Genomic DNA, 11,379 nt, shown 5'->3' with positions numbered 1-11,379 from the left:
AAGACCTCAACGTTGGTTGAGGTCAAGCGGATGCGGCGCGGCGGTGCGAGCCTGGGAGGCGAGAGGCCCCACGGACCCGCGGGGCGGTACGGGCGATGGACGAACAGACCAGGGGAGAAGCGGCGTGCGCATCGATCTGACGGGCAAGAACGCGGTGGTGACCGGTTCCTCGCAGGGCATCGGCCTCGCCATCGCGACCGGGCTGGCCGAGGCCGGCGCCGAGGTCGTCCTCACCGGACGGAACGCGGACCGGCTGGACGAGGCGGCGGCGACCCTGCGCGCGGCGGTGGCGGACGCGTCCGTGGTGACGGTGGCCTGCGACCTGACCGCCGAGGAGGGCGCCGAACTGCTGTACGCGGCCGTGCCCACGGCCGACGTCCTGGTCAACAATCTCGGCATCTTCGGCGCCAGGCCGCCGCTGGAGATCACCGACGCGGAGTGGCGGACGTACTTCGACACGAACGTCCTCAGCGCCGTCCGGCTGATCCGGCGCTATCTGCCGGGCATGACCGGGCAGGGCTGGGGCCGGGTGCTGAACATCGCCAGCGACTCCGCGATCGTGATCCCCGCCGAGATGATCCACTACGGCATGTCGAAGACCGCGCTGCTCGCCGTCTCGCGGGGCTTCGCGAAGGAGGCCGCCGGTACGGGCGTGACGGTGAACTCCGTGATCGCCGGCCCCACGCACACCGGCGGCGTGGAGGACTTCGTGTACGAGCTCGTCGACAGGGAGCTGCCCTGGGACGAGGCGCAGCGGGAGTTCATGCGGCTGCACCGGCCGCAGTCCCTGCTCCAGCGGCTCATCGAGCCCGAGGAGATCGCGAACCTGGTCGTCTACCTCAGCTCCGCGCAGGCCTCGGCGACGACCGGAGCGGCCGTGCGCGTCGACGGCGGTTACGTGGACTCGATCGTGCCCTGAGCGGACGGGTCGGTGACCTTGCCGCCGGTCCGGTGCGGTCATGCCGGGCTGGCATGATCGGGGGATGAACGAGAGCATCATCGCCGCGTGTGACGGGGCGTCGAAGGGGAATCCGGGACCGGCCGCCTGGGCGTGGGTCGCCGCCGACGCGCAGGGCGACCCGGTGCGCTGGGAGGCCGGCCCGCTCGGCACCGCGACGAACAACGTCGCCGAGCTCACCGCCCTGGCGGAGCTGCTGGAGTCCACCGACCCGGCGGTGCGCATCGAGGTGCGGATGGACTCGCAGTACGCCATGAACGCCGTGACCAAGTGGCTGCCGGGCTGGAAGCGCAACGGCTGGAAGACCTCCGGCGGCAAGCCCGTCGCCAACCGTGAGCTGGTCACCCGCATCGACGCCCTGCTCGCCGACCGCTCGGTGACGTTCCGCTACGTTCCCGCGCACCAGGTCAACGGCGATCCGCTCAACGCGCTCGCCGACCAGGCCGCCAGCGAGGCCGCCGTGACCCAGCGGCCGGCCGGTACGGCGCACGGCGCCACGGCTCTGCCGGTGCCCGCGCCCGCGCGGTCCACGAAGGGGCGCGCGGAGGCGTCCGGTGCTTCGGGCGGCGCCAAGGAGCGCGGCTCCACGGGTGCGTCCCGGAGCGCGCGGTCCACCGGCACGATCAAGGCGCGCTTCGCGGGCCGGTGCCACTGCGGAAAGCCGTACGCGGCGAAGGAGCCGATCGCGAAGAACCCCAACGGCTGGGGTCACCCGGAGTGCCGTACCGCTCCCGCCTGATCACGCGAGGACGCGCTCGGGCGTCGGCCCGGACCGCGCTCGGGCGGGAAGGCCGTGGGGCAGGCTCAGATGTCGGCCCAGACGAGCCGGCCCGCCAGCGCGGCGCGGGTGCCCCAGCGGGCGGCCAGCGCGTCGACCAGAAGGAGCCCTCTGCCGTCCTCGGACAGGCGGTCGAGGGCATCGTCCCCTTCGAGGTCGGCCGCCGCCGGGACCCCGGAGACGGGAAGACCCGTCGCGTCGCCCGGGGACGCCGGGGCCGGGATCCGGGCCCGGCCGCGGTTCCACACGCAGATGCGCACGCCCTCCGCGGAGCGCAGGAGCCGACAGCGGATCCGCCGGGTGCTGGTGTGCTGCACGGCATTGGTGACCAGCTCGGTCACGATCAGCGCCGCCGCCTCGATCCGTTCGGCCGGTTCGCCCCAGGCCCGCATGGCCTCCTGGACCCGGTGACGGGCCTCCGGCACGCCGCCCGGCAATCGGGGAACCCACCAGCTGTGTGCACTCCGGGTGCCTTCGGCACCTTGGACACCTCCGTCATCGGGGGCACGCTCCGCGCAACTGACTATTTCCGACATGTATGCACTCTCGACGCAAAACGCATACTTTGCAAGCGACAGAGTGTGTAATGCTCCGCCTCGGGGCTCGACGGAGAAGGTATACGCATGCGAGCCCGTTCAGGTCCCACCGTGGAGCACCGCGTCCTCGCGGTCCGCCTGCGCATGCTGCGGGAACGCGCGGGCATCAGCCTGCGGGCCGCGGCCGAGGCGCTGGATGCCCACCCCGCCACCGTCCGGCGCATCGAACGCGCCGAGACCGGACTCGACGCCCGGCAGGTCGGCGTACTGCTGCGCTGCTACGGCGTACCGCCCGCCGTCGCCGAGCCCATCATGGCCGGGCTCTCGGCCGCGAACCTGCCCGGCTGGTGGCACCGCTGGCGGGACGCCATGGAGGGTTGGCAGCAGGAGGTCATCGGCGTGGAATCCTCGGCGAGCCTCGTCCGGACCTGGCACCCGGCGCTCGTGCCCGAGCTGCTGCGCACCCCCGCGTACGCCACCGCGCTCCACCGTACGCAGTACCCCGACGACAGCCCCGCCCGCCGCGAGCGCCGCGTCGAGCTGCTGCGGGAGCGCCGCCGCCGCATGCGCGAGCGCGGGGCCGCCCTGTGGGCCCTGTTCCCGGCAGCGGCCCTCCACACGCGGGTCGGCGGCCGGGAGACCATGGCGGAGCAGCGGGCCGCGCTGGCCGAGGCGATGACGGAGCAGCACGTCACCGTCCAGGTGGTGCCGCTGGACCACCCGCCGCACCCCCTGACCGGCCTGCCGCCCCTGCACATCCTCCGGGTGCCCGCACCCGAGATCGGGGACCAGGCGGTGCTGGAGACCCCGGGCGTGCGGGTCGACCTCATCGAGGACCCCGACGCCGTGATGGCCCACCGCATCCGGCTGGACGCCGCGTGCGCCGCCGCGCCCGGTCCCGGGACCCCGCTGCCGGAGTGAGCCGGCCCGGCGCGGCGCACCGGGCCGCCGCCGGGATGCGGCGGGCCCCGGCGGCGTACAGCGTGGGGGAGTGGTGCAGCCGCGCAGGGCCCAGTGGATCCCGGTCGGGGTCATCGTCCTGGCTGTCGTGCTGGACCTGGCGACGCCGCCCGACGTCACCTCCGCGCCGCTGCTGATGGCCGCGCCCGTCGCCGCCGCACCGCTGCTGCGGCTGCGCGGCATCATCGCGATCGGCGTTCTCGCCATGGCCGTCCACGCGGTCCTCGCCTGGGTCGACGGCACCTTCGGCTGGAAGCGTGGCGTCGCCAACCAGTTCACCCTTATGGCCGTAACCGTGCTGGCCGTTCTCATCAACCGCGCGCTGGAGGGCCAGCACGCGCGGACCCGGCGCGCCCGCCATATCGCCGCGGTGGCCCAGAGCGCCGTCCTGCCGCGGCCTCCGTCGCGCCTCGGCGAGCTCAGGATCGCCGCCCGCTACGTGCCCGCCGAGAACGAGGCCACCATCGGCGGCGACCTCTACGTCGTCCAGGACACCCCGCACGGCGTACGCGTGATGGTCGGGGACGTCCGCGGCAAGGGCCTCGGCGCGGTCAGTGCGGTCTGCGCCGACCTGGGAGCGTTCCGGTACGCCGCCGACGAGGCGGAGGACCTGCCGGGCCTGGTGTCCTCGCTGGAGCGGGCCCTGCTGCGCGAGGGCCGCCGGCGCGGCGGCCAGGAGGAGGACGAGGGGTTCACCACCGCGCTGATCGCCGAGTTCGCCGCAGGCCTCGACACCGTACGGGTCGTCAACCGGGGGCATCCGCCGCCGGTGCTGCTGGACGCCGAGGGCCGGGCCACCGTGCTCGAACCGTCCGAGGAGGCGCCCCCGCTCGGCATGAGCGCCCTGGGCAGCTGGTCGTCCCCGGTCGACACGTTCCCGTTCCCGCCCGGCGCGACCCTCGTCTGCTACACGGACGGGGTCACCGAGGCCCGCGACGAGTCCGGCGTCTTCTACGACGCGGCCGTCCGGCTGCCCCTCCTGATCCGCCACCGGGCGCTGACCGGCGATCCGGCCACCCCGGCGCAGATCCTCCACCTGCTGATCGAGGACGTCGGGCACCACACCGGCGGCCGGATCCAGGACGACCAGGCGCTCCTCGCCCTGCACCGGCCCCGGACCCGGTCGCGCGCGTAGCGGCGTGGCCACCGGCGGCGGTCACGTCGGCGTCCACCCGGCCGCTCCGGTCAGGGCGTACGGCACAGAGCGCGGTCGACGAGGGTGCGCAGGGCGTCCTCCTGGCGCGCCGCGCTCCGTGCGTCCCCGGCGCGGCTGTGCGCGGAGACGGTGACCGTGCGCCTGCCGTCGGTGGTCGTCGCTGCCCGGACGACGTATCCGAAGCCGCTTCCGCCGTGCCCGAGGTAGCCACCGCCGCAGGACAGCGGCGTGAAGAAGAGGCCCAGGCCGTCCCGGGTGCCCGCCGGGTGGCCGCCGTCCTGCGGCACCGGGACCATGGTCCGCATGGCGGCGAGCTCGGCGGGCCGCAGCAGCCGTCCGCCGGCCAGGGAGGAGTAGAAGCGGTTGAGGTCGCGGGCCGTGCCGGTCATCGACCCGTCCGCCCCGCTGTCGAAGGGCCGGTAGGGAATCGTGGTGTCGACCATCGGGCCGTCCTCGGCGAACTGCTGGTAGTCGGCCGCGTGCGGGTACGGGAGGAAGGGGTCGGTGCCCGGGGTGTCGGTGTGCCGGAGGCCCAGGGGGCGCAGGATGCGTTCGTGGACCTGCTGTTCCCAGGTGCGGCCGGTGACCTTCTGGATGATCATTCCGGCGAGTACGTAGTTCGTGTTGGAGTACTCCCAGCCGGTGCCCGCCGGGAACGCGGGCTCATGGCGCATGGCCAGGGCGACCAGCTCTTCGGGCTCGTACGCGGTCCACCTCTGGGCGAAGTACGTCCGGGCGCCGGGGTCGGGGAAGACGTCGTGGATGTAGTCGGACAGGCCGCTGGTGTGCCGCAGCAGATCGCGAACGGTGATGGTCCGGCCGTCGTTGCCGGCTCCGGACACGACCCCGGGCAGCAGTTCCTCCACGCTGCGGTCGAGGGAGATCCGCTTCTCGCCCACCAGTTGCAGGACGACGGTGGCGACGAACGTCTTGGTGGTGCTGCCCAGACGCAGATAGCCGTCCCTGGGAACCGGCCGACGCGTGACCAGGTCCCCCACCCCGGACCGGGCCTCGGTCGTGCCCCGCGGGGTCTCCACCCGGACCGCCACGCCGGTGACCCCGGTGTCCCGCAGCGCGTCGGCGTCACGCTGCACCGACCAGCCCGTGCCGGACGGGTGGGGCGCGGCCGAGGCCGCGGCGGACGGGAGGGAGGAGACGGCCAGGGCGAGCACCGCGACGGTCAACCACGAACGACGAAAGATCATGATCCGAGGTTAGGAACGGGCGAGGGCCACCGGCCATCCGGCACACACCCCGCCCGGTACGGGGGCCGGCCGGATGGACAACCCGCTGGGCACCTTTCCGTACGACGCATCCGCCGCTACGTGTTTGAGGCGCCGTTCGTCGGTCACCCGCACGGAAGACACCTACGGCACGTGACCGACGACGTATCGACATCGGGAGTGAGCAGAGTTGAGCACCATGGAGAACTGGCGCCTGCACGCCGCCTGCCGGGAGGAGGACCCCGACCTGTTCTTCCCCATCGGCAGCACCGGCCCCGCCGTCGTCCAGACCGCGGAGGCCAAGACCGTCTGCCGGAGTTGCCCCGTGCAGGCCGCCTGCCTGGAGTGGGCCCTGGAGAACGGCCAGGACTCCGGCATCTGGGGCGGGCTGTCCGAGAACGAGCGGCGCGCCCTGAAGCGCCGCAGCCGTCGGCGGGCGGAGTCCCGGGGGCGCGGCGCGGCCTGACCCGCGCCGCCGGATTTCTCGGGCCCGGAGCGCGGGTATCGCCGCAACGGGTTCGTCATCCGGGGACGAGTGGGTACACGATGAGCCATGGACACCACCGTTTGGCTCGTTCTCGGCGCCGTGGCCGCGCTGCTCATGCTGGCCCTGGCCGTCGTGCTGCTGGTGCGCGTCTTCAAGGCCAGGAAACTGCTGGTCGACGCCGGGATCCCGCTGCGGAACAAGGCGCTCGTCTGGGCGGCCGTCATCTACACCGTGTCACCGGTCGACCTGCTGCCCGACCCCGTCTACCTCGACGACATCGGGTTTCTGCTGGTCGCCCTGCGCTCCCTCCACTCGGCCGCGTCGGCCGCCGGGGTGCGCACGGGTACGACGCCGAAGACCCCGGTGGAGAGCCGCCCGGACGCCGTGAGCTGAGGCGACCGACCGGCAGGTCTCTCCCGGGGCCTTCCGTGCCGCGATCCTCCAGGGGCCCGCGGCCCGCGATCCTCCCGGGGCATGCCGCCCCGCGATCCTTCCGAGTCCGCCGCTCCGCGCGATTTCCTAACCGATCGCGGGCGCTCCCTGCGGCGACGCTCCCGGTCCCGGATCCTGCGGCCCCGGTGAGTCCGGTCCGGGCGGCTGCGGGGCCGACTGCGAGTCCGGCGACCCCGGCGGGTCCTCCGGCGCGGGCTCGGTCCCCGGGTCGTCGGGCGGCGGCTCCGAGGTCGCCGGGCCGTCCGGCGGGGGCTCGGAGGTCGCCGGATCGTCACCGGGCCGCGTCGCCGGGTCGTCCGGCGAGGACTCCGACGGAGTGGCCCCGGACGAGGAGGGGCAGGGGTCCGATCCGGGCGGGCAGGGGGACTCGGAGGCGTCCTTCGGCGGATCCGTCTTCTTGTCGCCGTCGCCCGTGTCACCGGCCGGCCGCTCGAACCAGTCGCCGTTCTCCGGATCGACCATCACGAACTCCTTCACCGGCTTCTCCGACGGCTCCACCACGACCACGCCGGAGGCCCGGTAGCCCGGCCACGCCTTGCCCACCTGCCGCGGATCGTCCTGGGCCACGGGCGGCAGCAGCGGGTTCCCGCAGGCGCACCGGACCCTGGGCACGCCCCGGTCGTCGACCAGGACCGCCGTACCCGCCTGGAGCACCGCCTGGTAGGCGTTGGCCTCGCCGTCGCGGTAACCGTGGTTGGTGACACGGGTGTCCATGCGCAGGGTCACGGGGGTGAGATCCCGCAGATAGCCGGGGACGGCGGACGGCTCGATGTCCTGGACCGAGGCGAAGGCCCGGTTCTTGTCCGGAGCCGCCCGCAACACCTTGATCTGCTGCTCCACATCGCAACTGGCGATCTTGCGGGTGCCTCCGTACAGACCCGGGGCCGCGCCGTCCACACCACGCGTCACCTGAGCGCCGGTTCTGGACGCGCTCGGCGCGACGGAGGGGCTGGCCGTGCCGGGCTCGGGGTCGCTCTCCTTCGCCGTGGACTCCGTGAACGGATCCTGCCCGGACTCGCCCGCCGCCTGGAGGAACACCTCACCGCCCGCCTTCGACCCGCCGTCGGGCCGGGTCAGGACGACGACCAGTACCACCGCCGCGACCAGAGCCGTCGCGATCGCCGCGATCCGGGGCACCGAACGCCACCAGGGGCGGCCCGGTCCGGAACCCGGGGCGGCGCCCGAGCCGCCTCCCGGGCCGCCGGTACCGCCACCGGAAGGACCGGAGTCACCCGAATCGCCCCCGCCGCCCCCACCGCCCGAACCGCCGGAGCCGTGCGGTCCGCCGTGGTCGCCGCCGCTGGGCGGGCCGGGCGGCGGACCGGTCACGGTCGGCGGAGGCGGTGTGGGGCCGTCCTGCGAGGGGCCCGAGAGCGGGCCGGACGGCGGCCCGGTGGGGCGGCCGGATGGCGGCGGTTGGACACTCACGGGCTCTGCTCCCCGACGTCGGTACCCGCCCCGGACGTCCCTGCCCGGCCCCGTATCTGTAACAGGGCCATAAGCCGACAATCCGGAGTATTTCGCACCATTGTCTGCCCCGCCCCGGCGGTCCCCGCAAGCGGAGGGAGGGCCCGGTTGCCCGGGAAGCGGAGCGTACGGTCCCTGTTTAGCGTGGCAGGCGTGAACGTCCGCGCGAGCAACGACGAGAACAGCGCTCCCGCCCCGCACGGCTGGCGCCACGCCCTCCTCGCGGTCCTCACCGGCGTGCTGGCCATGGTGGTGACCGCGGCCCTCGGCCTGTGGGCCGCCGGTGCGGCCGGGCTGCCCGGCGCCGCTTTCCCGGCCGTCGTCGCCGCGGTGGTGGTGATGGCGGCGGGCGGCTCCGTCGGGCTCTCCGGGGACGCCGGTTCCCTTGTGGGGACGCAGGCCGACCTCTCGGTCCTGCCGCTCTCGGTGACCCTGGTGGGCGCACTCCTGGTCGCCCGCGGCTTCCTGCGCCCGCTCCACCACCGCGCCGTCGCCGGAGGCCGCGAACTGGCCGGCTGGGCGGGCCGGGTCGCCGCCCTGTGGATCGTCGCGCTGATCGTGCTCTCCCTGATCGCCCGGCACACCTTCACCCTCTCGGCCGATGACCTCACCGGCAGTGAGGCCGGAGACCTCCTCGGCAGCGACCCGAAGGTCGGATTCCGGGCGGAGTTCCCCCTCACCCTGGTCTTCGGGCTGCTGTGGCTGGCCGGCGTCCTCGTGCTGGCCCTGCTCGTCTCGCGGCGGGCCCCGCTCCCGGCCCGGCTGCTGCGCTTCCAGGAAGCGGTGCGCCCGGCGGCGTTCGCCATGGTGGCGCTGCTCCTCGCCTGCGTCGCGCTCGGCGTCGTGGCCGGTCTCGTCGTGATGATCACGCGCGGGCACCCCGCCGAGACCGTCGCGGTGCTCCTCCTCGGGCTGCCCAACCTGGTCTGGCTCGCGCTCACCCTCGGCCTCGGCGCGTCCTGGGAGGGCAGGGTCGATGGCCCCTTCGGGCTGCCCATGCCCCAGGTGCTCGACACCGTCCTGCGCACCCCCGACCTCTCCACCCTGAACCTGAGCACCCTCGCCGAACAGGACGGGCGCGTCCGCTGGCTCGTGGTCGTCGTCGCCGTGCTGGTGCTCGCCGCCGGGTTCCTCATGGCGGCCCGGTCGCCCGCCGGGACGCGGCTGTGGCAGCACGCCGTGCACATGGCGGTGGCGCTGACCCTCACCGTGCTGTTCATCTGCCTCACCGCCCGGATCTCCGCCCACTACGGACTGTCCCTGCTGGGCCTCGGTGACCTCGGCGGCGGACTCGGCGGTGAGGTGTCGTTGCGCCCGAAGCTGTGGACGGCGCTCGGGTTCGCGGTGCTGTGGGGCCTGGTCACCGGCTTCCTCGGCGGTCTCGCTGCCTCCCGGGTGCACCGTCGCGGCGAGGTCCGGGACGCGGGGCCCGAGGACTGAACCGGCCGGCCGGCTTTGAGGGAACACCGTCCCGCCTACGGGAACACCGGGTCGGCCCAGCGCGGCGGCGCGGGCGGAGCCTCGGGGGCCGACGACCAGGAACCGGCCGGTGCGTCCACCCGGGTCGGCGCGTGCTCGCCGGGACCGATGCCCGCCGCCGCGGCCCGCAGCGCGGCGACGAACCGCAGGCAGGTCTCGTAACGGTCCTCCGGGGACTTGGCGAGCGCCTTCGCCAGTACGCCGTCGACCGCGGCCGGGAGCACCGGCCGCAGGGAGCTCGGCGGGGTGGGCGGGTCGTACTGGTGGGCCCACAGGAGCGCCATGTCGTCGTCGCGCTGGAAGGGCGGCGCACCGGTCAGGGTCTCCTGGACGACGCAGGCGAGGCTGTACACGTCGCACCGCCCGTCCACGGGCCGCCCGGAGATCTGTTCCGGCGCCACGTAGTCGAGGGTGCCGACGAACTGGCCGACCGTGGTGAACCCGGTCAGCGACAGCGACTTCTTCGTCAGCCCGAAGTCCGTCAGATACACATGCTCCGGATGGTCGCTGTCGGTGCCCGCCGCCACCAGGATGTTGCCGGGCTTCACGTCCCGGTGCACCAGGTCGTGGTCATGGGCCGCGTCGAGCGCGGAGGCGACCTGCGCGGCGATCCGGACGGCGGCGGTGAGGTCCAGCGGCCCGCGCCGGTCGATCAGGACCCGCAGATCGGCGCCCGCGACGAAGCGCATGGCGATGTAGAGCAGCCCCTCGGTCTCGCCCGCCTCGAACACCGGCACGATGTGGGGGTGGTCGATCGCGGCCGCCACCCGCGACTCATGCGTGAACCGCTGCCGGAAGGTGTCGTTGCGGGCGAGTTCGGGCGCGAGCAGCTTCAGCGCGACGATCCGGTCGAGCCGCAGATCCTTGGCGCGGTAGACGACCGCCATGCCACCGCGCCCGATCTCGGCCTCCACCAGATAGCTCGCGATCCGCTTGCCGACGAGATCGTCCTCGCGCCCGGTGGGCAGCCCGGCGTCGTGCGACGGCGGGGGCGGCGGCACCATCGGCCGTCACCGCCCCGCATCCCCGGACGCCCCGCCGCGGGGCGGTTCGTCGGGCCCGGCGACGGTGATCGCCCGGGTGGGTTCGGGTGCGTCCGGCGGGACCACGCGGGTCGGCTCGGGTGCGTCGGGTGGTACTACGCGGGTGGGTTCAGGTCCGTCCTGTGGCACCACGCGGGTGGGTTCAGGCCCGTTCGGGGCGACCACGCGGGTGAGGTCGGGGCCCTCCGGTGGTGCCGTGCGGGTCGGCTCCGGGTCCGGCTCGTCGCCGGTCACGACCCGGGTCGGCTCCGGAGCCGGGGTCCTCGGCGCCTCCGCCTCCCCGGACCCCGCTCCGGCCGCTCTCGCTTCCCGGCCCGCCGGTTCCTCGCTCGTCGCCCCTCCCGGTCCCGCCTGCGCCGCGTACGTACTGAGCCGGGTGCCGTCGCAGTAGACCCACCGCTCGTGCTCGGCGTCGTACAGCCACACCGACTCCCCGTCCACCACCATGCCCACCCGCAGCCCCCGCGTCCGCTGCCGGAAGCCCTCCCCGTCGCTGCGGCCCTCGGCCAGGTCCTGCGCCGCGCGGCGGTACCGGCTCAGCGATTCCTCCGCCCTGGCCAGCAGCGGCCGTGGGTCGGCGGTGCGGGCCATCGGCGCCCCGGCGGCCGGCGGCGTCCGCGGTACGGAGACGAGGAGCCGCCCGTCGACCCAGGCCGACCAACCGTTGGAGCAGGCGACGTACGCCCAGTCCCCGCGCCGGTCCTGCACCTGCACCGGGAGCAGCGGGTCCAGCGGGTCGGTGGGCCGGGCGACGTCGGGGGACTCCCAGGCCGGGAGGCCGTCCGGCGGGACGACGTGCGTGGGGCGGAATTCCGGGGTCGGGGTCGCCATGGAACCGC

12 protein-coding genes are annotated in these 11,379 nt (G+C 74.3%); 7 read left to right on the top strand and 5 right to left on the bottom strand.

Going from position 1 to position 11,379, the window contains the following annotated elements:
- Positions 1-124: 124 nt before the first annotated feature.
- Together KV381_RS02020 and KV381_RS02015 are read left to right on the top strand one after the other, a co-directional pair.
- Complete coding sequence (locus KV381_RS02020; protein ID WP_030082339.1) at positions 125-919, top strand: SDR family NAD(P)-dependent oxidoreductase; 795 nt, start codon at positions 125-127, stop codon at positions 917-919.
- 64 nt (positions 920-983) lie between these two features.
- Entirely contained in the window at positions 984-1,697 is a 714-nt protein-coding gene (locus KV381_RS02015; RefSeq protein WP_218784337.1) for a ribonuclease H, read from the top strand.
- Positions 1,698-1,762: 65 nt separating this feature from the next.
- Here the strand turns inward: KV381_RS02015 and KV381_RS02010 are convergent, their stop codons facing one another.
- Positions 1,763-2,173: an ATP-binding protein gene (locus KV381_RS02010; RefSeq protein WP_098026667.1), complete on the bottom strand. Its 411-nt coding sequence runs from the start codon at positions 2,171-2,173 to the stop codon at positions 1,763-1,765.
- 186 nt (positions 2,174-2,359) lie between these two features.
- Here KV381_RS02010 and KV381_RS02005 point away from each other — a divergent pair, with 186 nt between their 5' ends.
- Entirely contained in the window at positions 2,360-3,193 is an 834-nt protein-coding gene (locus KV381_RS02005; RefSeq protein WP_193464184.1) for a Scr1 family TA system antitoxin-like transcriptional regulator, read from the top strand.
- Between the two features lie 70 nt (positions 3,194-3,263).
- Positions 3,264-4,367, top strand: coding sequence for a PP2C family protein-serine/threonine phosphatase (locus KV381_RS02000; RefSeq protein ID WP_218784336.1), 1,104 nt, complete (start codon positions 3,264-3,266; stop codon positions 4,365-4,367).
- A gap of 50 nt (positions 4,368-4,417) precedes the next feature.
- Here the strand turns inward: KV381_RS02000 and KV381_RS01995 are convergent, their stop codons facing one another.
- Positions 4,418-5,593 carry a serine hydrolase gene (locus KV381_RS01995; RefSeq protein ID WP_199786669.1) on the bottom strand — a complete coding sequence of 392 codons (1,176 nt, stop codon included), beginning with the start codon at positions 5,591-5,593 and terminating at the stop codon, positions 4,418-4,420.
- A 217-nt stretch (positions 5,594-5,810) separates the two neighbouring features.
- Between KV381_RS01995 and KV381_RS01990 the strand changes: the two genes are divergently transcribed.
- Both KV381_RS01990 and KV381_RS01985 read left to right on the top strand, forming a co-directional pair.
- On the top strand, positions 5,811-6,077 hold the full coding sequence (locus KV381_RS01990) for a WhiB family transcriptional regulator (RefSeq protein WP_030082348.1): 267 nt from the start codon (positions 5,811-5,813) through the stop codon (positions 6,075-6,077).
- Between the two features lie 87 nt (positions 6,078-6,164).
- On the top strand, positions 6,165-6,491 hold the full coding sequence (locus tag KV381_RS01985; protein ID WP_030082349.1) for a YkvA family protein: 327 nt from the start codon (positions 6,165-6,167) through the stop codon (positions 6,489-6,491).
- A 126-nt stretch (positions 6,492-6,617) separates the two neighbouring features.
- On the opposite strand, the gene KV381_RS01980 is transcribed toward KV381_RS01985, so the two are convergent.
- Complete coding sequence (locus KV381_RS01980) at positions 6,618-7,979, bottom strand: DUF6777 domain-containing protein (RefSeq protein WP_050495662.1); 1,362 nt, start codon at positions 7,977-7,979, stop codon at positions 6,618-6,620.
- A gap of 192 nt (positions 7,980-8,171) precedes the next feature.
- Here KV381_RS01980 and KV381_RS01975 point away from each other — a divergent pair, with 192 nt between their 5' ends.
- Positions 8,172-9,458: a streptophobe family protein gene (locus KV381_RS01975; RefSeq protein ID WP_218784335.1), complete on the top strand. Its 1,287-nt coding sequence runs from the start codon at positions 8,172-8,174 to the stop codon at positions 9,456-9,458.
- 35 nt (positions 9,459-9,493) lie between these two features.
- On the opposite strand, the gene KV381_RS01970 is transcribed toward KV381_RS01975, so the two are convergent.
- Positions 9,494-10,501, bottom strand: a complete 1,008-nt coding sequence (locus tag KV381_RS01970; protein ID WP_086777938.1) for a serine/threonine-protein kinase — start codon at positions 10,499-10,501, stop codon at positions 9,494-9,496.
- A gap of 6 nt (positions 10,502-10,507) precedes the next feature.
- Complete coding sequence (locus KV381_RS01965) at positions 10,508-11,371, bottom strand: hypothetical protein (protein WP_218784334.1); 864 nt, start codon at positions 11,369-11,371, stop codon at positions 10,508-10,510.
- Between the last annotated feature and the right edge of the window lie 8 nt (positions 11,372-11,379).

Origin of the sequence: Streptomyces sp. WY228 (assembly GCF_019287315.1) — a bacterium.
Classification (GTDB): domain Bacteria; phylum Actinomycetota; class Actinomycetes; order Streptomycetales; family Streptomycetaceae; genus Streptomyces; species Streptomyces caviscabies.
This window is presented reverse-complemented; position numbering and strand designations above follow the sequence as displayed.

Coding starts and splice junctions, on each gene's coding strand:
- KV381_RS01985 (WP_030082349.1), top strand. CDS start 6,165: ATGGACACCACCGTTTGGCTCGTTCTCGGCGCCGTGGCCGCGCTGCTC.
- KV381_RS01965 (WP_218784334.1), bottom strand. CDS start 11,371: ATGGCGACCCCGACCCCGGAATTCCGCCCCACGCACGTCGTCCCGCCG.
- KV381_RS02015 (WP_218784337.1), top strand. CDS start 984: ATGAACGAGAGCATCATCGCCGCGTGTGACGGGGCGTCGAAGGGGAAT.
- KV381_RS01990 (WP_030082348.1), top strand. CDS start 5,811: ATGGAGAACTGGCGCCTGCACGCCGCCTGCCGGGAGGAGGACCCCGAC.
- KV381_RS02005 (WP_193464184.1), top strand. CDS start 2,360: ATGCGAGCCCGTTCAGGTCCCACCGTGGAGCACCGCGTCCTCGCGGTC.
- KV381_RS01970 (WP_086777938.1), bottom strand. CDS start 10,501: ATGGTGCCGCCGCCCCCGCCGTCGCACGACGCCGGGCTGCCCACCGGG.
- KV381_RS01995 (WP_199786669.1), bottom strand. CDS start 5,593: ATGATCTTTCGTCGTTCGTGGTTGACCGTCGCGGTGCTCGCCCTGGCC.